This is a genomic window from Enterobacter sp. HMSC16D10, from assembly GCF_001807145.1.
In the GTDB taxonomy this organism is placed as follows: Bacteria; Pseudomonadota; Gammaproteobacteria; order Enterobacterales; family Enterobacteriaceae; genus Enterobacter; species Enterobacter roggenkampii.
Genome location: NZ_KV787896.1, coordinates 114,251 through 134,496, shown reverse-complemented (window position 1 = coordinate 134,496; position 20,246 = coordinate 114,251). Strand labels below are relative to the sequence as shown.

Genomic DNA, 20,246 nt, shown 5'->3' with positions numbered 1-20,246 from the left:
CGCGCAGTTTGGCGGTAAATACTTCGCCCACGACATCCGCGTGATCCGCCTGCCGCGCCACGGCGCCTCCTGCCCTATCGGCATGGGAGTCTCCTGCTCCGCGGACCGCAATATCAAAGCGAAAATCAACCGCGACGGGATCTGGATTGAGAAGCTGGAGCACAACCCGGGCCAGTACATTCCTGAATCACTGCGCCAGCAGGGTGAAGGCGACGTGGTCAGCATCGATCTGAACAAGCCGATGAATGAGATCCTGGCGCAGCTTTCCGCGCACCCGGTCTCTACCCGCCTGTCGCTGAACGGGACCATCATCGTGGCGCGCGACATCGCCCACGCGAAGCTGAAAGAGCTAATCGACAACGGTGAGGAACTGCCGCAGTACGTCAAAGATCACCCGATCTACTACGCGGGCCCGGCCAAAACGCCGGAAGGCTACGCGTCTGGCTCCCTCGGCCCAACCACGGCAGGGCGCATGGATTCGTACGTAGACCTACTGCAGTCCCACGGCGCGAGCATGATCATGCTGGCGAAAGGCAACCGCAGCCAGCAGGTGACGGACGCCTGCCATAAGCACGGCGGCTTCTACCTGGGCAGCATCGGCGGCCCGGCGGCGGTGCTGGCGCAAAACAGCATCAAGAGCCTGGAGTGCGTGGCGTATCCTGAGCTGGGCATGGAAGCTATCTGGAAGATCGAGGTCGAGAACTTCCCGGCGTTTATCCTGGTGGATGACAAAGGCAACGATTTCTTCCAGCAGATCCAGAACCAGCAGTGTAAAGGCTGTTCACAGCGCTGATTGCTTCCATACGTCCGGCAAGAGCGACAGCGTTTCAGCGATTGTGCTGCGCTTGTCGCTCCCCGGCTTCCAGATGGTGACCATCGTCTGACCAATCCCCTGGCTGCCCACTTCGGTGTGCAGCCTTTTTACGTTTTGCCACTGCCCGGCGTGAAAATGCGTCGGTAAGAATCCCCAGCCGCAGCCGCGCTCCAGCAGACCGCGCAGCATCTCCGGCTCATTGGTAAAGAGGGTATGCCCCGAAATCTGCAGGCGGCGCGCCACCGGCTCGTCCGAGGCGGGGTGCATGACGAGCTGAGGTACCAGGGAGAGATCGAGCAGCGACAGAGGGGAAGCACTGTCCGCAAACAGCCCGCTGGCGGCATAAAAATCCATCTCGATGGCCCCCAGGGCACGCCACTCCATGTCGTTGCCCACGCTGCGGTTGCGCGCCTGGCAGATGGCCAGATCCGCGTCGTTATTCGCCAGCAGCCGTTCCGATTCATCCCGCGAGGCGCAGATAAGGCTGAGGCGGATTTTTCGCACCGCCATTTCAGCAATCACCCCGTGCAGAAAGGCTCTGGGCGTAAAAGGATCGTAGACCAGCGTCAGGTCCTGCGTGGCACCGTGCGGCACCTCTCTGGCAAACGCCTCAAAGGCTTTTACCTGCCGCATCAGGAGGTGCGCCTGGCGCTGAAGCTGTTCCCCTTCGGGCGTGAGCCGCAGGGTGCGGCCGTCGCGAATAAACAGCGCGTAGCCCAACCCATCCTCAAGAAAATCAACCAGATCGCGAAGCGTCGTGCGGTCCTTCTTCAGCGCCACCGCGGCTTTACTGAGGCTCCCATTCTCGGCCACGGCGGTAAATGCCTCGAGCTGTGCAAAAGAGTAAATCAGTCCCGCCACGCTACGCTCCCTCTGTTTTTTAGGGGGATTTTCCCCCACTACGCGTTTTTTATTATAGCCCCGGGGTTTTTAAACTGAAGCCGTTCTTAACCTGTAAGAGATGGATATGAAAAACAGAAAAGTAAACCATGCCCTGCTGGCGGGCCTTGTCTTCAGCACCCTGATCTCCCCTGCGGCAGTGGCGGCCTGTAAAGGCACCGACCTCAGCGCCTGCCCTGCCCCCTTCGACACCACGCTGCCTGACACCCATAAGATGCTCACCTGGAGTCAGGCCGATCGGGTGGTGGGCTTTCGCAATGACTACCGCAACTACACCGGGGATGTTTTCCGCCACGGTAACGCTGTGCCGCTGGAAATGTCGGACAAGCCGCTCACGAACGCACACTATCAGGTCAACGGCAGGCGCTACGGCATTCAGGACTACCTCCAGCGGCAGAACGTCAGCGGCATGCTGGTGCTGAAGGACGGCAAAATCGCCTGGAAGTATCTTGGAGAGGGCAATACCGACTCGACGCTCTGGACCTCGCGCTCGGTTGGGAAATCGGTGGTATCGGCGCTGGTGGGCGTGGCCCTCAAAGAGGGAAAAATTCACTCGCTCGACGATCGGATCACGCGGTATGAACCCGACCTGAAAGGCACCGCGTGGGACGGCGTGACGCTTAAGCAGCTGATCACCCATACCTCCGGCGTGGCCTGGAACGAGGATTACACCAACCCTAAATCCGACTTTGCGCAGCTCACCGAGTGCGAGGCGAAGCCGGGTACCTATGACTGCGTGCGCAAGCTGGTGAAGGGGTTACGCAGGGCGCACCCGGCCGGAGAGAACTGGTCTTACTCTTCGGGCGGCGCCTGGCTGCTGGGTGACGTGCTGGAGCGGGCCACCGGCATGAGGCTCGCAGCCTATCTGGAGAAAAGCATCTGGCAGCCTTACGGCATGGCGAGCGACGGCGTGTGGCATGCCTACAGCAAAGGCCAGCACGACGTCGGCGCGCACGGCTTTAACGCCACGCTGGAGGACTGGGGACGCTTCGGGCAATTTATCCTGAACAACGGTACGTTACCGAACGGTAAGACCATCCTGCCGGAAAACTGGATCCGGCAGTCGTCAGGCTGGACGAAGGCCAAAGGCTCGGTCTCTGACGCCCATCCCGAGGGGCTGTACGGCTATCAGTGGTGGAACAATGAAGTGCCCGCCAACGCCGCGGGCGTAGAGCCGACGGCAAAGGATTCGCTGAAAGGTTCGCTCTGGGCGCTGGGCATTTTCGGACAGATGATCGTGGTGAACCCGAAGGAAAATCTGGTCATCGTCCAGTGGTCTACCTGGCCGCAGGCGGAACCGTCCTTCAGCGCCCAGCCGCTGGAAGCCTCTCTGATGTTTAGCGCGATTGCCAGGGCGCTGCGCTAAATGGCCTCCGCCGGGTAATGACGCGGTTACCCGGCTCATTCTGAAACGCGCCTCTGCGCCACATCACAAAATCGCAATATCAGAGACTTACAGAATATTGGTGAATAAAAAGCCAACATTTTGTTAAGTTATTGTTGCCATTAATTGTATTTATTCGCCGGATTATATTCATGCAAGAAATGCATCAGTCGATGCGGCATTTGCGCTTATCTAATTCCTCATCCTGATCCAGTTTTCAGAAACAGACGCGTAAAACGTCAACAATAAACTGGAGATAACCATGTTTTCCTCAACCTCACCTGCAACCGTACGTTCGAAGGCGGGCGCGATACTTCGCGTCACGTCCGGCAACTTTCTTGAGCAATTCGATTTCTTTCTGTTCGGCTTCTATGCCACCTACATCGCCCACACGTTCTTCCCGGCGAGCAGTGAATTTGCGTCGCTGATGATGACCTTCGCCGTCTTCGGCGCGGGCTTTTTGATGCGTCCAATCGGCGCCATTGTGCTGGGGGCTTATATTGACAAGGTTGGCCGCCGCAAAGGGCTAATAGTAACGCTTTCCATTATGGCGGCAGGGACCTTCCTGATCGTGCTGATCCCGTCTTATCAAAGTATTGGGCTTTGGGCGCCGCTGCTGGTGCTGACGGGCCGTCTGCTGCAGGGCTTTTCCGCCGGCGCGGAGCTTGGGGGCGTGTCGGTCTATCTGGCTGAAATCGCCACGCCGGGCCGCAAGGGGTTTTACACCAGCTGGCAGTCCGGTAGCCAGCAGGTCGCCATTATGGTCGCCGCCGCAATGGGCTTTGCGCTGAACGCGGTGCTGGAAGAGAGCGCCATCCGCGAATGGGGCTGGCGCATCCCGTTCCTGTTCGGCTGTTTAATCGTGCCGTTTATCTTTTTCCTGCGCCGCAAGCTGGAGGAGACGGAAGAGTTCAGCGCGCGCCGCCATCACCTGGAGATGCGTCAGGTCTTTAAAACGCTGCTCGCGAACTGGCAGGTGGTGGTCGCGGGCATGCTGATGGTGGCGATGACCACCACGGCCTTTTATCTGATCACCGTTTATGCGCCCACCTTTGGCAAAAAGGTGCTGATGCTGAGCGCGTCAGACAGCCTGCTGGTCACGCTGCTGGTGGCGATCTCTAACTTCGTCTGGCTGCCGGTGGGTGGTGCCCTGTCGGACCGTTTTGGCCGCAAGCCGGTGCTGATTGCCATGACCCTGCTGGCGCTGGCGACCAGCTACCCGGCCCTGACGCTGCTGGCGAACGCGCCCAGCTTCTCGATGATGCTGAGCGTGCTGCTGTGGCTCTCCTTCCTCTACGGCCTCTATAACGGCGCGATGATCCCGGCGCTGACGGAAATTATGCCTGCTGAAGTCCGCGTAGCAGGGTTCTCTCTGGCTTACAGCCTGGCAACGGCGGTGTTCGGTGGCTTTACCCCGGTGATGTCCACCGCGCTGATTGAATACACCGGTGACAAAGCCTCGCCGGGCTACTGGATGAGCTTCGCTGCGGTATGTGCCCTGCTGGCAACGCTCTACCTCTACCGCCGTCGTGCGATGTCGCTGCAAAATACCGTCAAGTCACAGGGGGCCGCATGAAACGCACGTCTCGCTATACCGCCAGCGCGCTGGTGCTGATGTTCCTGAGCGCGAGCGCCTGCGCGCAGGACGTGAAGGTCATGATTTCCGGCGGTTTCAAAGCCGCCCTGGAAAAGCTGGCGCCGGAGTATGAACGTCAGACCGGAGATAAAATTGTGGTCATCCCCGGCCCCTCAATGGGCAATACGCCGCAGGCGATCCCAAACCGGCTCGCGCGCGGCGAGAAGGCCGACGTGGTGATTATGGTGGGTGATGCGCTGGAGAAGCTCGAAAAGGTCAGCCAGACCCGGCCGGGTTCGCGAACGGAACTTGCGGACTCTCCCGTTGGCATGGTGGTAAAAAAAGGAGCGGATATACCGGATATCAGCAGCGACGCGAAACTGCGTGAAACGCTGCTGCAGGCCAGCTCCATCGCCTACTCTGATAGCGCCAGCGGCAGCTACGTCAGCCAGGGGCTGTTCAAAAAGCTGGGCATTGAAAAGGAGGTCGCCGATAAAGCGACAATGGTCGAGCGCATTCCGGTCGCGTCGGAAGTGGCTAAAGGAAAATACGCCGTCGGTTTCCAGCAGGTTAGCGAGTTGTTGCCGGTTCAGGGCGTCACCTTTGTCGGGAAAATCCCTGACAATGTGCAATACATCACGCGCTTCGCGGGTGCGGTCACTCGTCACGCTGAACATCCTGACGAGGGGAAAGCGCTGTTATCCTATCTCGCCTCACCGCCCTCACGCGCCGTCATCGAGAAGACGGGGATGATCCCCGTTACGTCCGGCGATACTGCTCGGTGATCTGCTTTTCCAGTTCAGCCGCAATGTAAGACTGGATGCGCCCCCGGCGCCGGATAAGCCCAACGGTGCGTTTCACTTCCGGCGCCACCAGCGGCAGATGCGTCAACAGCGTGTGCTCAGAGGTCGGCATTGACATGGCGGGAACGGCAGCGATGCCAATCCCCGCCTCTACCATACCGAGCATCGTGGTGACGTGACGCGTTTCGCAGACGCTGGGGCGCCCGGGAACTATATCCCCCAGCATCCGATCGAGCAGGTTACGGTTACCTGACGTTTTATCGAGGGAGATATAATCCTGCTGGTAAAACGCCTGCCACGTCAGGTGACTCTTCTGCGCCACGGGGTGATCCTTTCGGCACGCCGCGACGTAGACATCCTCCACCAGCGGGAAAAATTCGATTTCAGACGGCAGGTTTCCTGCGAAGCAGATGCCGAAATCCGCCTGGCTGCGGGCCACGGCGTCAATCACATTCCCCGCGCTGCTGTCGATGAGCTTGATGCGAACGCGCGGATAGCGGGACTGAAAACGCCGGATCACGTCGGGCATAAAGTAACAGGCCGCGGAAGGGACCGCGGCAACCGCGATCAGCCCCGTCCGCTCTTCGCTGGCCTTATCGACATCCGCCAGCATTGACTCCACGCTGTCGAGCAGCTGCGCGGAGCGCTCGGCAAAGTTTTGTCCGTAGAGCGTCAGCGCCACGCGGCGGGTGGTGCGATCGAACAGCCTGTTTCCCAGCGCGGCTTCCAGCTTTTCAATCCTGCGGCTCAGCGCCGACTGGGATAAGCAGATAGATTCAGCGGCGACACGGAAGTTACCGTATTCCACTAACGCTCTGAAAGCATAAAGATCGTTAAGGTCAAAATTCACGGGCATGGCGTCTGGATGTCCTGTCAGGGAATACGCAACAAAGTCAAAAATAATAGCGTCTTATTGACCTGCCGCAACCGGCCTGGCGTTGAAATGCCGATCAGAGGTCGTTGAGATGCAGGCGGACGTACCCGGCGCGGTCGGTAATGGCCTGCCGATCCTCTTCCGTCATGTCCGCAAGCTGTTTAAAGACAATGCCCAGGCGGGGATTGTTGCCGAGACGCGCCTGATTGCGCGCAAAGAAGTCCCAGTAAAGGGCATTGAAGGGGCAGGCCTGCTCTCCGGTACGCTGGTTGTGCTGATACCGGCACCCCTGACAGTAATTACTCATCTTATGAATATATGACGCGCTTGAGACGTAGGGTTTACTGGCCAGCAACCCGCCATCGCCAAACTGGCTCATGCCGAGGGTATTGGGCAGTTCCACCCACTCAAAGGCGTCAATATAGACGCCCAGATACCATTCATGAACCGCCTGCGGCGACAGGCCGCTGAGCAGGCTAAAGTTTCCAATGACCATCAGGCGCTGGATATGGTGGGCGTAAGCCTCGGTGAGCGACTGCCCAACGGCATGCGCCAGGCAGCGCATCTGCGTCTTGCCCGTCCAGAACCAGTCCGGCAGCGGGGCGTGCTGGTCTAAGGCATTCAGTTCCCGATAGCCGGGCATCTGCGCCCAGTAGATCCCGCGCACATACTCCCGCCAGCCGAGAATTTGCCGGATAAACCCTTCGACGGCAGGCAGCGGCGCGTGGCCCAAACGCCACGCCTGCTGGGCGGCAGCAACCACTTCCCGCGGATTAAGCATCTTTGTGTTCAGCGCAAATGAAATTAACGAATGGAAAAGAAAAGGTTCCTCCGTGTGCATCGCGTCCTGCCAGTTTCCAAACTGCGGGAGCACGTGCGTGATAAATTCATCCAGCCTGGCTTTGGCTTCAGAACGGTTGAGCGGCCAGCGAAAATTGTCGGCCTGCGGTTCGCCGAAGGTCTTTACGCCGCAGCGTTGGATCTCCGCCCATAAGGCGGAACGATCGTGGCAAGGACGCGCGTCCCCCGGCGCGGGAGGCTCGCCGGACCAGCGCTTGCGGTTTTCAGCATCGAAATTCCATTTCCCCCCTTCCGGCTCGCCTGCTGACGTCAACAGGACGCCGTGCCGACGGCGCATTTCCCGGTAAAAGTATTCCATTCGCCAGCTTTTGCGCGACGCAAAAAACGCGCTGACCTGTTCCCGAGTGGTGAAGAAATGCTCGCTGCTGACGCAGGCCGTTTCAACGGAGACCGTCTTCGCCCACGCCTGCAGCTGCGCATCAAGACGCCATTCGTCGGGCTCCTGCCATATCACCCTGCCCGCGCCGTAATGCGCGACAAGCGCGTTGAGATTGTCTTCCAGCGCGCCGCGGTTTGAGTCATCAGAGAGCCGGACATACCTCACCCGATGCCCCTTCTCCTTTAATGCAGAGGCAAACGCGCGCATGGCGGCGAAGATAGCGATAACTTTCTGGGCGTGATGAAGCACATAGGCGGTTTCTGCCCGGAGTTCCAGCATCACGTAAATGATGTTCGGACTGCAGGTATCAAACCAGCTGTGATGCGGATTAAGCTGATCGCCCAGGATCAGACGTAGCTCGGTCAATGGTGGCTCCTGCGACAGCGCTCAGAACAGTATTTAACCTCATTCCAGCATTTCGCCCATTTCTTGCGCCACGTCATGGGCCGCTGGCAGTGCACGCACAGTCGACTGGGCAGGTCCTGCTTGTTACCTTTGAAATCGCTCATCTTTTCAATACCGTACTGATTTATTCACGCCACCTGCGGATAAAGGCTACGACAGACTTCACAAAATGAAGGTGATGCCCGCAAACCGCTACCCACCGCTACGTACGAAATGATAGTTTATTCAGGCTGGATTTGTCGCAGCAGGCGATATTCTGGCATCTTAACCGAATCTGACTTTCCCATTTTTGTTCAAGTGACGAGTTTGCGAGCAAAGCGATGATAAAGTGGCCCTGGAAAACGAATGAGGCTGGCCGGGATGTGGCGCTGCCATGGGATGACGCCCTGACGATCCCTGTTCTGGCTAATCTAAACCCGGATGAACAATCGAAACTGGTTCAGCTGGCGGATCGTTTTTTACAGCAAAAGCGCCTGGTGCCGCTGCAGGGGTTTGAACTCGATCCCCTGAAAAACGCCCGCATCGCGCTGCTTTTCTGTCTGCCGGTGCTTGAACTCGGCATTGAGTGGCTGGACGGTTTCCACGAAGTGCTTATCTATCCTGCGCCGTTCGTGGTGGATGACGAATGGCAGGACGATATTGGGCTGGTGCATAACCAGCGCGTGGTGCAGTCCGGACAAAGCTGGCAGCAAGGGCCGATTATCCTCAACTGGCTCGATATTCAGGACTCGTTCGACGCCTCCGGTTTTAATCTGATTATCCATGAAGTGGCGCACAAGCTGGATACCCGCAACGGCGATCGCGCCAGCGGCGTCCCGCGGATCCCGCTTCGCGAAGTGGCGGGCTGGGAGCACGACCTGCACGCGGCGATGGATAACATCCAGGATGAAATAGACCTGGTGGGCGAAAGCGCGGCCAGCATTGACGCCTATGCGGCAACCGACCCGGCTGAGTGCTTTGCGGTGCTCTCCGAGTACTTCTTCAGCGCGCCCGAGCTCTTCGCGCCCCGTTTCCCGGCCCTCTGGCAACGTTTCTGCCAGTTTTATCAGCAGGATCCGCTACAGCGCCTGCGGCAGAATGAAGCGTCCGGCGGGCATTCGTCCCGCCAGGTCCATTAAGCTTTTTCAGCAGGGGTACGCTCGGTTGACCATACCCCTATGCTCAGGGCTAAAAACAGCAATGCCATTCCCCACGCGGCCACCGTTAAAGACTGCTCCCCGTAAAAGCGCGTCACGACCGGCACCATCAGCGCGCTGACGCCGTAGCCTAACGTGTGGCTGGTGGCGATGACGCCCGCCCCTTCCCCGTGGTTAGCCGATCGTTCAGCAGCAGCTGGTAGCCCGGCGTGGCCATCGCCGCCCCGAGTGACGTGGTAACAATCCCCACGTAGAACAGCGCTAAACCGGCGACAGCCATCAGCCCAAGCCCGGCCACCATCAGCACCGCCGCGATGCAAAGCAATGTCACCGGGCTGAAATGCTGCGGGCGGACCACCAGAAACTGTGCCGCGAGCGTGGCCAGCGCGGCCAGGCTCAGCAGGAGCGCGACATGATGGCTGATCTCCCGGGCGTTACCGTCCAGCAACGGGCTAAGATGCGGTGACAGGCCAATCTGCATCAGGCTCACCAGCGCCGCCAGCAGCAGCGCCAGCAGCAGGAACGGCAGCATGGAGGCCTGCAGGCGGGTTGCCTGGTGGGCTACCGGCGGCAGCGGCGGGTCAGCGACTTCGCGAAGCACCAGCAGCAGGGCGATAAGCGGCGCAACCGCCATCAGCCAGAGCGGTGCCACCGGATTAACGCTGAGCATCAGCGCCGCCAGCGGCGGGCCGAGCAAACGCCCGCAGCTGAGGCCGGAGCTTATCGTCGCCAGCGCCGCCATTCTTTTCTCCAGCCCCGCACGCTGAATCGCCCACGTCTGGGCCGCAGGCACCAGCCCCGAGACCGTCAGTCCGTAGAGCAGGCGCGAGAAAATAAGCCCCGCCAGCCCCCAGACTGCATCCAGCCTTCCGGCCGCCATCGCCCAGACCACCAGCGCCATCACGACGAAACTCGCCAGATAGCCGCTTAGCGAGGCCAGCATGACGGACTTACACCCCTTCCGCTCGCTCTGACGCCCCCACCAGGGCGAGGCCGGTAAAAAGAGCATCGATCCGAACATCAACAGCCCGGCCCAGACCGAGAGTGACAGCCCGGTCAGGGTGACCAGCTGCGGGAGCATCACCAGCAAGCCGTTTTGCCCGATGCCGAGTAACCCCGCAGATAGCGCCAGGGGCCAGTTAGCTTTTGAAGTGACGTTTTCCGTCAAGGTTTCAGAGTCAGCGCGCATAAGAATGTGAACATAGTGTCAATAAATGTGTGGAAATTATGAAGTTTATGAAAACAAATATTGCAAAAATGGTTGCGAGTGTAAACAGAATGAATATCATAACGAGAATCATTATCAATCATGGAATGAGGTACATCTATGCGTGCTCTGCTCCGCGCCGCCGGTACAGACGTTGCAGCCCAGTGCTTTTTAAACGCCCTGGTGCGTGAAACGAAGGACTGGCGCTATCTCCCCGCTACCGATGCGGATGCGCTATCTGAGATCCATATCCCGCTTTCCCAAACCCAGGCGCTTCGGGTGCCGGTACGCTATTTCTCACCCACCCAGCATCATCAGTACCGTTTCCCGGCAACGCGGATTCAGAGCAACAGCGACAGGGGTGACGCCGTCACTTTCCCTCAACTGGTTGATTTAATTCTTGAAAAACCGTCCGTAAAAGGCTCGCTGGATGCCGATACGCTGGCGCGTTTTAAGCAGCGCGTTCTCGAAAGCCATGCCCACACCTGGCAGGCGATTGATTTACGCCACAGTTGGGCAACCCTGCGCGATAAGCCGCTGACGTTTGCCGAAGCGGAACAGGCGCTGCTGGTCGGCCATGCGTTTCACCCGGCACCGAAGTCCCACGAGCCGTTCAACGAAGCCGAGGCGCGCCGCTATTTGCCCGATTTCGCCTCCCGCTTCCCGCTGCGCTGGTTTGCCGTTGAGAGCACGCTCGTTGCCGGCGACAGCCTGAACGTCTCCCTGCGTGAGCGTCTGCTGCGCTTTGCGGCCCAGAGCGCGCCCGAGCTGCTCGGCCACTTTACCGACACCCGCTGGCTGCTGCCGATGCACCCGTGGCAGGCCGACTATCTGCTGGAGCAGGACTGGTGCCAGCGTCTGGTGGAAAACGGTTCGTTGCAGGACCTGGGTGAAGCGGGCGCACAGTGGCTGCCCACCAGCTCCTCCCGCTCGCTGCACAGCGAGACCAACAGCGACATGATTAAGTTCTCCCTCAGCGTGCGCCTGACCAACTCCGTGCGCACGCTGTCGGTGAAAGAGGTGAAGCGCGGCATGCGCCTGGCGCGTCTGGCAAAAACGGAACGCTGGCAGGATTTACAGGCACGCTACCCGACCATGCGCGTGATGCAGGAAGACGGCTGGGCGGGGCTGCGTGACGAAAGCGGCACTATTCAGGAAGAGAGCCTGATGGCCCTGCGCGTCAATCTGCTGTTCGATACGCCAGACACCCAGACCAACGTGCTGGTGAGCCTGACGCAGGCCGCGCCGGACGGCGGTGACAGCCTGCTCGCCGCGGCGGTGCGCCGTCTGAGCCAGCGTCTGGATCTCCCGCTCGCCCAGGCCGCCCGCTGCTGGCTGGACGCCTACTGCGACCGCGTATTGCTTCCGCTGTTCAGCGCCGAGGCGGACTACGGTCTGGTCCTGCTGGCGCACCAGCAAAATATCCTCGTTGAGATGCAGCAGGATTTCCCGGTCGGGCTGATCTATCGCGACTGCCAGGGTAGCGCGTGGACCGAAAGCGCTGACGCGTGGCTGAAAGAAGCTGGCGAAACTGAGGTGGAAAACCGCTTCGGCGAGAGCCAGCTGCTGCGCTACTTCCCTTACTACCTGCTGCTGAACTCTACCCTTGCCGTCACCGCCGCCCTCGCCGCCGCCGGTTTCGACAGCGAAGAGAGCCTGATGTCCCGGGTGCGCGACGCGCTGGCAGAACTGCGCCGCACGGCGAAGCAGACCCGCTGCCTCGACTACGTGCTCGACAGCCCGACCTGGAACTGCAAAGGCAACTTCTTCTGCTACCTGCACGATCGCAATGAAAACACCATCGCCGATCCGGCGGTGATCTATTTCGACTTTAGCAACCCGTTCTACAAGGAGAAGGCGTGATGGCTATCGCGAATATCGTCCATTCCGGCTACGGCTTTCACTGCACCGCAACGGATCGCGCCCTGCCGCTGGCGTTGGGTCTCGACGGCAGCGCGGTGCTGGAGCGTCTGAAGGGGATCCCGGACGGCTGGCTGGTGGAAGCCCTGGATCAGCTGTTTGTGGCCGCCCCCGCGCTGACCGGCATTACGTTGCCGTGGGCGGACTGGCAGGATGAACCCCAGGCGCAGGCGCTGTTTGGCCGGGCCCACGGTGATTATCTGGCGCGCGACGCCTTCTGGCAGCTGCCGCTGTGGCTGAAGGGCGAACGCCCGCAGGCGAGCGGCGGAATGCAGTTTGACGAGAGCCGTCAACTGTACTTCCCGCTGCGCCCTCGCCGCCCGCAGGGTGAGGTGTATCGCCGTTACGATCCGCAAATTAAGCGTACCCTCAGCTTCCGCGTGGCCGACGTGGCGCTGGACGGCGAGCGTTTTACCCGCTGGATGAATAACCCGCGCGTGAACGCCTTCTGGGAGATGGCGGGCCCGCAGGCCGAGCAGGAAAACTACCTGCGCCGTCAGCTCGACTCGACCTACTGTTACCCGGTTATCGGCTGCTTCGACGATCAACCGTTTGGCTATTTTGAACTCTACTGGGCACCGGAAGACCGCATTGGCCGCCACTACCGCTGGCAGCCGTTTGACCGCGGGCTACACATGCTGGTGGGGGAAGAGAACTGGCGCGGCGCGCAGTACATCCGCAGCTGGCTGCGCGGTCTGAGCCACTATCTGTATCTCGATGAACCGCGCACCGCGCGCATCGTGGCCGAGCCGCGCTTCGACAACCAGCGCCTGTTCCGTCACCTTTCCTCTGCCGGTTTTGACACGGTGAAAGAGTTCGACTTCCCGCATAAACGCTCGCGCCTCATTATGAGCCAGCGTCACCGGTTCTTCAGCGAGGTGGGCCTGTGAACGCGCTCTGGGAAAAAGTGAACCGCGAGATGGTGGCGAAGATCCTCGCCGAGCTGGAATACGAGCGCACCCTGCGCGCCGAGCCGGTTTCGTCGGACGGCTGGCGCATCGCCATGGGCAACGCGTCCTGGCAGTTTTGCGCCACGCGCGGGATCTGGGGCTGGCTGCATATCGACCCGGACAGCCTGACCACCGCCAGCGGCGATGCCGTCGAAGCGGAAAGCGCGCTGCTGCAACTGGCGACGGTGCTGGAGATGAGCGACGCGCAAACGGCGGAGCACATGGAAGATCTCTACGCCACGCTGCGCGGCGACATGCAGCTGCTGCAGGCGCGTGACGCGCTGATCCACCTCGATCCGGACGAATTACAGTGCCTGATGCGCGGTCACCCGAAGTTTATTTTCAACAAAGGTCGCCGCGGCTGGGGGCTGGACGCGCTGCGCCAGTACGCGCCTGAGTATCGCGAACGTTTTCGTCTGCACTGGATTGCCGTTCAGCGGGAGCATCTGGTCTGGAGCAGCGACGCCGATTGCGATATCAGCGCCCTGCTGGCGAGCGCCATGGACAACGCCGAGCGCGCCCGCTTTGACGCCCGCTGGCAGGCGCTGGGCCTCGACGAGAGCTGGCTGCCGGTGCCGCTGCACCCGTGGCAGTGGCAGCAGAAGATTGCCATTCATTTCCTGCCGCAGCTGGCACGCGGTGAGATGGTTGAGCTGGGCGAGTTTGGCGATGAGTACCTGGCGCAGCAGTCCCTGCGCACGCTCACCAACGCCAGCCGTCGCGCGCCGTTTGACATCAAGCTTCCGCTGACGATCTACAACACCTCCTGCTATCGCGGTATTCCGGGCAAGTACATTGCCGCCGGGCCGCTGGCCTCGCGCTGGCTGCAGCAGCAGTTTGTCGCCGACGCTACGCTTGCCCGCTCTGGCGCACAGGTGCTTGGCGAACCCGCCGCCGGATATCTGTCGCATCCGGGCTATGCGGCGCTGCCGAAAGCGCCCTACCGCTATCAGGAGATGCTGGGGGTGATCTGGCGCGAGAACCCGTCCTGCTATCTGCAGGAGGGCGAACAGGCGGTGCTGCTGGCGGCGCTGATGGAAACCGATAACGCCGGGCGCCCGCTCATCGACGCGTGGATCAGCCGTTCCGGGCTAAGCGCCGACGCGTGGCTGGAAAAGCTGTTTGAGGCAACGGTGATCCCGTTCTATCACCTGCTCTGCCGCTACGGCGTGGCGCTGATTGCCCACGGCCAGAACGTGACGCTGGTGATGAAGGACTACGTCCCGCAGCGCATCCTGCTGAAGGATTTCCAGGGCGATATGCGCCTGGTGGACGAGGATTTCCCGCAGGCGCAGAGCCTGCCGGAGCAGGTAAAAGCGGTGACGGCGCGCCTGAGCGCGGATTACATCATCCACGACCTGCAAACCGGCAACTTTGTGACGGTGCTGCGCTTTATTTCACGCCTCACGCGGCAAAGCGGCGTCAGCGAAACGCGTTTCTATCAGATCCTAGCCGGCGTTCTGCACCGCTATATGGCCGCGCACCCCGAGCTTGCCGAGCGCTTTGCGAAGTTCGACCTGTTCAAGCCGCAAATTATTCGCGTGATCCTCAACCCGGTCAAACTGACCTTCTCCGAACACGACGGCGGCAGCCGCATGCTGCCGAACTACGTCACCGACCTTGATAACCCTCTTTTTCTGGCCTCCCGGGAGTCCGCGCAATGAAAACCTATGATTTCATCGGCATTGGTATCGGCCCGTTTAACCTTAGCATCGCCGCCCTCGCAGAAGGGCTGGACGGCTTTAGCTCGCTGTTTCTTGAGCGCAAACCGCACTTTTCCTGGCACCCGGGGATGATGGTGCCGGACTGCCACATGCAAACCAGCTTCCTGAAGGATCTGGTCAGCGCCGTGGAGCCGACCAACCGCCACAGCTTCCTGAACTACCTGGTGCAGCGTAAAAAATTCTACCGCTTCCTGACCACCGAGCAGCGCACCGTTTCACGGGAGGAGTTTGCCGACTACCTGTGCTGGGCGGCGGACAACCTCACCAACCTCGCCTTCAGCCAGCAGGTACAGCAGGTGAGCTTTGATGAGAAAAGCGGCCTGTTTGAGGTAGTGACCCAGCGCGATCGCTTCCTGGCGCGCCACGTCTGCGTGGGGATCGGTAAGCAGATCAACCTGCCGGACTGCGTCACGACGCAGGACGATAGCTGCTTCCATGCCAGCGAGATGATGCTGCGCGCGCCGGATCTCGCGGGCAAGCGCGTTACCGTCGTCGGCGGCGGCCAGAGCGGTGCCGACCTGTTCCTGAATATTTTCCGTGGCGAATGGGGCCAGCCGCTGAGCCTGAACTGGGTCTCGCGCCGCAACAACTACAACGCGCTGGATGAAGCCGCCTTTGCTAACGAGTATTTCACGCCGGAGTACGTGGACAGCTTCTCCACGCTCGGTGAAGAGGCGCGTCGTCAGATGCTGCACGAGCAGAAGATGACCTCCGACGGGATCACCACCGAGTCCCTGCTGGCGATTTACCGCGCCATGTACCACCGCTTTGAAGTGCTGCGTGAAAAACCCTGGGCGCACCTGATGCCGTCCCGCTCGGTGACGGCCCTGACGCGCCTGGAAAACGGACAGCGTCTGAGCATACAGCATCACCTCGACGGCGGCCGTGAGCAGATGGAGAGTGACATTGTGATTTTCGCCACCGGCTATCGCGCCGTGCAGCCTGCGTTCCTGGCGCCGCTGTCTCACCGCCTGCATCTGGATACGGACGAAGCCTTCTGCATCAACAATGATTTCACCCTCGAATGGGACGGCCCGCAGAGTAACAGCCTGTTTGCCGTGAATGCCGGGATGCACCGTCTCGGCATTGCCGAACCCCAGCTCAGCCTGATGGCCTGGCGCGCGGCGCGAATTCTGAATCGCGCGCACGCCGACGAGCCGTTTGAGCTGGCTACCACCCCCGGCGTTATCCACTGGCGAAGCACCACCAGCCCGGAGAACAGCCAGGTTTTTAAATCATTAGCAAAAACCACCGAGTACTGACACACACAATCAGGGTCAACATAACAATGAAACGTTCTCATCTTTGGGTTTTAAATCCTTGCTTGCTTGCAATGCTTTCTACCTCTGCGTGGGCGGAAGAACAAAAGGAAGAAAATATCGTTGTCTCCGCCAGCCGCGCGCACCGCAGCGTGGCGGAGATGGCGCAGACCACCTGGGTCATCGAGCGGGCTGAAATTGAGCAGCAGGTTCAGGGCGGGAAAGAGATTAAAGAAGTGCTGGCGCAGCTGATTCCGGGCATGGACGTCAGCAGCCAGGGGCGTACCAACTACGGCATGAACCTGCGCGGTCGCTCCATGATGGTAATGGTGGACGGCGTGCGCCTGAACTCGTCCCGCAGCGACAGCCGCCAGCTGGACTCTATCGATCCGTTCAACATTGACCGTATCGAGGTTATCTCCGGCGCCACGTCACTCTACGGCGGCGGCAGTACCGGCGGTCTGGTGAACATCGTCACCAAAAAAGGCCAGCCTGAGACCGAAGTCGAATTCCAGACCGGGGCTAAAAGCGGGTTCAACAGCCACAACGACCACGATGAGAACGTGTCGGCAGCGGTCAGCGGCGGCAATGACAACGCCTCCGGTCGTCTGTCGGTGTCGTATCAGCGCTACGGCGGCTGGTATGACGGCAACGGCGATGAGGTGATTATTGATAACACCCAGACCGGCTTACAGTATTCCGACCGTATCGACGTGATGGGCACAGGCACCATCAATATTGACGATCACCAGCAGCTGCAGCTGACGACCCAGTACTACAAGAGCGAGTCCGACGGCAAGCATGGTCTCTATCTCGGGAAGAACTTCTCGGCGGTCACGGGCGATGCGACCGCGTACAACAAAGGTAACCTCGATTCTGACCGCGTGCCGGGTACCGAGCGCCATCTGATCAACCTGCAGTACTCCAATACCGACTTCTGGGGCCAGGATCTGGTCGCGCAGATTTACTATCGCGACGAGAGCCTGACCTACTATCCGTTCCCAACCCTGACCAAAGGCGTGGTCACCAGCATCGGCGCGTCGCAGCAGAAAACCGATTTCTACGGCGGCAAGCTGACGCTGAACAGCAAGCCGGTGGACGATTTGACGCTGACCTGGGGTATGGATGCCGACCACGAAACCTTCGACGCCAACCAGCAGTTCTTCAACCTGAAAAAAGCTGCGGCAAGTGGCGGCATGGAGCTGGATAACGCCTACAACGTGGGCCGCTACCCGGGTTATAGCATCACCAACCTCGCCCCGTTCCTGCAGGCCAGCTATGACATTGACGCCATCACCCTGAGCGGCGGCGTGCGCTACCAGTACACCGAGAACAAGGTGGACGACTTTGTCGGTTACACCCAGCAGCAGGCCATCGCTACCGGGAAAGCTACCTCCGCCGACGCGGTGCCAGGCGGGAAAACCGATTACAACAACTTCCTGTTTAACGCCGGGATCCTTGGTCGCCTGACCGAACAGCAGCAGCTGTGGTTTAACTTTTCCCAGGGCTTCGAAATCCCGGACCTGGCGAAGTACTACGGCTCCGGGACCTATCAGCTCAGCAACGGTCACTATCGCCTGCTGAACAGCGTCAACGTCAACGACTCGAAGCTGGACGGTATCAAGGTTAACGCTTATGAGCTGGGCTGGCGCTACACCGGGGATAACCTGCGCACCCAGGTTGCGGCGTATTACTCGCTCTCGGATAAAACCATCACCATCAACAAGACGGACATGACCATCAACCTGGAAGACGACAAGCGTCGTATCTACGGGGTGGAAGGTCAGGTGGACTATTTCTTCACCGACAGCGACTGGAGCACGGGCGCGAACTTTAACGCCATTAAGTCGGAAACCCGCGAAAACGGGAAATGGGAGAAGCTGACGGTAGACAGCGCCAGCCCGTCGAAAGCCAGCGCGTGGGTCAACTGGGCGCCGGGCGACTGGACCCTGCGCGTGCAGAGCACGCAGACCTTTGACGTCTCTGACGCCGACGGCAAGAAGATCGATGGCTATAACACGGTCGACTTCCTGGGCAGCTACGCCCTGCCGGTGGGTAAAGTCAGCTTCAGCGTGGAGAACCTGCTGGACAAAGACTACACCACCGCCTGGGGCCAGCGCGCGCCGGGGCTGTATAGCCCAACCTACGGTGCACCGGGTCTGTATACCTATAAAGGCCGTGGACGGACGTTTGGTCTGAACTACTCCGTTCTGTTCTAATCCTCAGCGCCGCCTGCGGGCGGCGCATTTTGCTGTGTAATTTCGAAGCAAATTTACTATAAAATCAGCGACTTGCTGAAATTATCGGCAAACGAACAAAAAGCGCGATTTCACCCTTTGACAAGGCGAACTGAGGTCGCTACTATGCGCCTCGTTCACACGATTCCTCTGTAGTTCAGTCGGTAGAACGGCGGACTGTTAATCCGTATGTCACTGGTTCGAGTCCAGTCAGAGGAGCCAAATTTGAAAAGCCTGCTTTTAAAGCAGGCTTTTTGCTTTTCTGCGTCGGGTAAAATTGTCGGGTGGCGGCTTCGCCTTACCCGACCTACGGGACTGCATCTCTGAAGTTAACTCTGAATCGCATCCAGCCTGGCAATCACCTTAATCTCAAACTTAAATCCGTACAGCCACGTCACGCCGATCCCGGTCAAGGTAGGATAAGGCGCGTCCCCCCAATATTCTGGCAGGATACTCCAGATAGCGTCGAGGTTTGACTCGGGATCGACGACAAAGAGGGTCACGTCAACCACGTCAGCGAACGTGCAGCCCGCAGCCGCGAGGACAGCATTAAGATTATCGAAGGCCAGCCTGACCTGCGCTTTCAGATCGGGTTCAGGCGAACCATCCTCGCGACTACCCACCTGCCCCGAAACGAACAAGAAACCGTTGGATTTGATGGCCGGTGAATAGCGATTGCGCTCATAGAGCGCCTGACGACCGGAGGGGAAAACTGCTTCGCGTGCTGTCATGTTTGTACCTTTGCAATAGGGCAAAATCAGCCCGTTGAACATAAAGACACTTTACAGGTGCAGGTTCGGGCGGATAAACAAGCGACTTTGTCCATCATTGTTTGTAATATCCAAACAATCGGTGAAAAGAGAGGATAAGGGATGGATCGTTTCGACGCGATGCGCGCCTTTGCTCGCGTGGTTGAGGCAGGTAGTTTCACAAAGGCTGCCCAAACGCTTCATATGAGCAAAACCACGGTGACGCAGCTCATTCAGCAGCTGGAAGCGCGCCTGCGCGTCAAATTGCTCCATCGCACCACCCGAAGGCTCGGTGTGACCCCCGATGGCGCGGTCTACTACGAACGCGTCATCCGCCTGCTGGCAGACATGGAAGATGCTGAAAACAGCCTGTCCAGCGCGACGATGACGCCCAGGGGACGGCTACGGGTAGACGTGCCCAGTCCGCTGGCCCGCCTCATCCTGGTGCCGGCGCTTCCGGCTTTTCACGCACGCTACCCGGATATCCAGTTCGATATGGGCGTGAGCGACCGGGTGGTGGATCTGATCGGCGACAACGTGGATTGCGTCCTGCGCGGTGGCGAAATCAACGACCAGTCCCTGATCGCACGCCACGTCGGCGATTTGCACATCGGTGTTTACGTCGCACCGAGCTATGTGGAACGCCTCGGCGCCCCTGCGCACCCGCGAGAGCTGGAAAACACCGACCATCGCATTGTAGGGTTCTTGTCCTCACGCACCGGTAAGATTGATCCGCTGGTACTGCGCAGTGAGAGTGAACATATTGACATCACGGGCAGCTATGTCCTTGCCGTGGATGATGGCAATGCTTACCTCGAAGCCGGGTTAGCCGGGTTAGGCGTGATTGCGCTGCCGGTCTATATGGCAGAAGCGCATCAGGCTTGCGGTTCCTTGATTCGGCTATTCGAACATTGGCGTATTAAGCCAATGCCCCTGTACCTGGCATTTCCGCCTAACCGCCACGTCAACGCCAGACTGCGCGTTTTTATTGATTGGATCGTTGAATTGATGCAGCAGCATGTCCCTAATTCCAATAATAAGTCACTCCCTCCCAGACCCTGATTCGCT

16 protein-coding genes, 1 tRNA gene and 1 pseudogene are annotated in these 20,246 nt (G+C 59.7%); 12 read left to right on the top strand and 6 right to left on the bottom strand.

What is annotated here, in order from left to right; translation table 11 throughout:
* On the top strand, window positions 1–793 hold a 793-nt coding region (locus tag HMPREF3143_RS26345; RefSeq protein ID WP_254668439.1), incomplete at its 5' end, for a FumA C-terminus/TtdB family hydratase beta subunit.
* Here the strand turns inward: HMPREF3143_RS26345 and HMPREF3143_RS17630 are convergent.
* A complete protein-coding gene (locus HMPREF3143_RS17630; RefSeq protein ID WP_023325582.1) occupies window positions 782–1,675 on the bottom strand; it encodes a LysR family transcriptional regulator in 894 nt (297 codons plus the stop codon). The two genes, HMPREF3143_RS26345 and HMPREF3143_RS17630, sit on opposite strands and share 12 nt — an antisense overlap.
* Window positions 1,676–1,781: 106 nt before the next feature.
* Here HMPREF3143_RS17630 and HMPREF3143_RS17625 point away from each other — a divergent pair, with 106 nt between their 5' ends.
* The 3 genes from HMPREF3143_RS17625 (at window position 1,782) to HMPREF3143_RS17615 (ending at window position 5,459) form a co-directional block, all read left to right on the top strand.
* The gene (locus HMPREF3143_RS17625; protein ID WP_070533871.1) at window positions 1,782–3,080 is read left to right on the top strand and encodes a serine hydrolase domain-containing protein; all 1,299 of its coding nucleotides are present in this window, start codon (window positions 1,782–1,784) and stop codon (window positions 3,078–3,080) included.
* A 280-nt stretch (window positions 3,081–3,360) separates the two neighbouring features.
* Window positions 3,361–4,674 (top strand): MFS transporter, encoded by a 1,314-nt coding sequence (locus tag HMPREF3143_RS17620; RefSeq protein WP_023293862.1) that lies wholly within the window; start codon window positions 3,361–3,363, stop codon window positions 4,672–4,674.
* Window positions 4,671–5,459 carry a substrate-binding domain-containing protein gene (locus tag HMPREF3143_RS17615; protein ID WP_070533869.1) on the top strand — a complete coding sequence of 263 codons (789 nt, stop codon included), beginning with the start codon at window positions 4,671–4,673 and terminating at the stop codon, window positions 5,457–5,459. Before HMPREF3143_RS17620 ends, HMPREF3143_RS17615 begins: the two co-directional genes overlap by 4 nt.
* On the opposite strand, the gene HMPREF3143_RS17610 is transcribed toward HMPREF3143_RS17615, so the two are convergent.
* From HMPREF3143_RS17610 to HMPREF3143_RS25095, 3 genes are all read right to left on the bottom strand, one after another.
* Window positions 5,434–6,333 carry an L-proline-binding transcription factor PsrA gene (locus tag HMPREF3143_RS17610; RefSeq protein ID WP_025913330.1) on the bottom strand — a complete coding sequence of 300 codons (900 nt, stop codon included), beginning with the start codon at window positions 6,331–6,333 and terminating at the stop codon, window positions 5,434–5,436. The genes HMPREF3143_RS17615 and HMPREF3143_RS17610 overlap by 26 nt on opposite strands.
* Before the next feature lie 94 nt (window positions 6,334–6,427).
* Window positions 6,428–7,957 carry a cryptochrome/photolyase family protein gene (locus tag HMPREF3143_RS17605; protein WP_139145876.1) on the bottom strand — a complete coding sequence of 510 codons (1,530 nt, stop codon included), beginning with the start codon at window positions 7,955–7,957 and terminating at the stop codon, window positions 6,428–6,430.
* Window positions 7,954–8,100 (bottom strand): DUF2256 domain-containing protein, encoded by a 147-nt coding sequence (locus HMPREF3143_RS25095; protein ID WP_071789110.1) that lies wholly within the window; start codon window positions 8,098–8,100, stop codon window positions 7,954–7,956. The genes HMPREF3143_RS17605 and HMPREF3143_RS25095 overlap by 4 nt, the downstream gene beginning before the upstream one ends.
* A gap of 216 nt (window positions 8,101–8,316) precedes the next feature.
* Here HMPREF3143_RS25095 and mtfA point away from each other — a divergent pair, with 216 nt between their 5' ends.
* Window positions 8,317–9,114, top strand: a complete 798-nt coding sequence (mtfA, locus tag HMPREF3143_RS17600) for a DgsA anti-repressor MtfA (RefSeq protein WP_023325586.1) — start codon at window positions 8,317–8,319, stop codon at window positions 9,112–9,114.
* On the opposite strand, the pseudogene HMPREF3143_RS17595 reads toward mtfA, so the two are convergent.
* Window positions 9,111–10,321, bottom strand: a pseudogene (locus tag HMPREF3143_RS17595) (MFS transporter). The gene mtfA and the pseudogene HMPREF3143_RS17595 sit on opposite strands and share 4 nt — an antisense overlap.
* A 138-nt stretch (window positions 10,322–10,459) precedes the next feature.
* Here HMPREF3143_RS17595 and HMPREF3143_RS17590 point away from each other — a divergent pair.
* From HMPREF3143_RS17590 to HMPREF3143_RS17565, 6 genes are all read left to right on the top strand, one after another.
* A complete protein-coding gene (locus HMPREF3143_RS17590) occupies window positions 10,460–12,202 on the top strand; it encodes an IucA/IucC family protein (RefSeq protein ID WP_070533865.1) in 1,743 nt (580 codons plus the stop codon).
* Window positions 12,202–13,149, top strand: a complete 948-nt coding sequence (locus HMPREF3143_RS17585) for a GNAT family N-acetyltransferase (protein ID WP_023325589.1) — start codon at window positions 12,202–12,204, stop codon at window positions 13,147–13,149. The genes HMPREF3143_RS17590 and HMPREF3143_RS17585 overlap by 1 nt, the downstream gene beginning before the upstream one ends.
* Window positions 13,146–14,873 carry an IucA/IucC family protein gene (gene iucC, locus HMPREF3143_RS17580; RefSeq protein WP_070533863.1) on the top strand — a complete coding sequence of 576 codons (1,728 nt, stop codon included), beginning with the start codon at window positions 13,146–13,148 and terminating at the stop codon, window positions 14,871–14,873. The genes HMPREF3143_RS17585 and iucC overlap by 4 nt, the downstream gene beginning before the upstream one ends.
* On the top strand, window positions 14,870–16,195 hold the full coding sequence (locus tag HMPREF3143_RS17575) for a lysine N(6)-hydroxylase/L-ornithine N(5)-oxygenase family protein (protein ID WP_023325591.1): 1,326 nt from the start codon (window positions 14,870–14,872) through the stop codon (window positions 16,193–16,195). Before iucC ends, HMPREF3143_RS17575 begins: the two co-directional genes overlap by 4 nt.
* Window positions 16,196–16,221: 26 nt before the next feature.
* Window positions 16,222–18,411, top strand: coding sequence for a TonB-dependent siderophore receptor (locus HMPREF3143_RS17570; RefSeq protein ID WP_070533862.1), 2,190 nt, complete (start codon window positions 16,222–16,224; stop codon window positions 18,409–18,411).
* A gap of 164 nt (window positions 18,412–18,575) precedes the next feature.
* Window positions 18,576–18,651, top strand: a tRNA-Asn gene (locus HMPREF3143_RS17565).
* Window positions 18,652–18,758: 107 nt separating this feature from the next.
* Here HMPREF3143_RS17565 and HMPREF3143_RS17560 read toward each other — a convergent pair.
* Window positions 18,759–19,160: a RidA family protein gene (locus tag HMPREF3143_RS17560; protein WP_039266693.1), complete on the bottom strand. Its 402-nt coding sequence runs from the start codon at window positions 19,158–19,160 to the stop codon at window positions 18,759–18,761.
* A 141-nt stretch (window positions 19,161–19,301) separates the two neighbouring features.
* Between HMPREF3143_RS17560 and HMPREF3143_RS17555 the strand changes: the two genes are divergently transcribed.
* The gene (locus tag HMPREF3143_RS17555; RefSeq protein WP_032652614.1) at window positions 19,302–20,240 is read left to right on the top strand and encodes a LysR family transcriptional regulator; all 939 of its coding nucleotides are present in this window, start codon (window positions 19,302–19,304) and stop codon (window positions 20,238–20,240) included.
* The last annotated feature ends 6 nt before the right edge of the window (window positions 20,241–20,246 follow it).

Excerpts from the sequence above, each read along its gene's own strand:
- HMPREF3143_RS17590 (WP_070533865.1), top strand. The coding sequence starts at position 10,460 with ATGCGTGCTCTGCTCCGCGCCGCCGGTACAGACGTTGCAGCCCAGTGC.
- HMPREF3143_RS17570 (WP_070533862.1), top strand. The coding sequence starts at position 16,222 with ATGAAACGTTCTCATCTTTGGGTTTTAAATCCTTGCTTGCTTGCAATG.
- HMPREF3143_RS17575 (WP_023325591.1), top strand. The coding sequence starts at position 14,870 with ATGAAAACCTATGATTTCATCGGCATTGGTATCGGCCCGTTTAACCTT.
- HMPREF3143_RS17625 (WP_070533871.1), top strand. The coding sequence starts at position 1,782 with ATGAAAAACAGAAAAGTAAACCATGCCCTGCTGGCGGGCCTTGTCTTC.
- HMPREF3143_RS17555 (WP_032652614.1), top strand. The coding sequence starts at position 19,302 with ATGGATCGTTTCGACGCGATGCGCGCCTTTGCTCGCGTGGTTGAGGCA.
- mtfA (WP_023325586.1), top strand. The coding sequence starts at position 8,317 with ATGATAAAGTGGCCCTGGAAAACGAATGAGGCTGGCCGGGATGTGGCG.
- HMPREF3143_RS17560 (WP_039266693.1), bottom strand. The coding sequence starts at position 19,160 with ATGACAGCACGCGAAGCAGTTTTCCCCTCCGGTCGTCAGGCGCTCTAT.
- HMPREF3143_RS17585 (WP_023325589.1), top strand. The coding sequence starts at position 12,202 with ATGGCTATCGCGAATATCGTCCATTCCGGCTACGGCTTTCACTGCACC.
- HMPREF3143_RS17620 (WP_023293862.1), top strand. The coding sequence starts at position 3,361 with ATGTTTTCCTCAACCTCACCTGCAACCGTACGTTCGAAGGCGGGCGCG.
- HMPREF3143_RS17610 (WP_025913330.1), bottom strand. The coding sequence starts at position 6,333 with ATGCCCGTGAATTTTGACCTTAACGATCTTTATGCTTTCAGAGCGTTA.
- HMPREF3143_RS17615 (WP_070533869.1), top strand. The coding sequence starts at position 4,671 with ATGAAACGCACGTCTCGCTATACCGCCAGCGCGCTGGTGCTGATGTTC.
- HMPREF3143_RS25095 (WP_071789110.1), bottom strand. The coding sequence starts at position 8,100 with ATGAGCGATTTCAAAGGTAACAAGCAGGACCTGCCCAGTCGACTGTGC.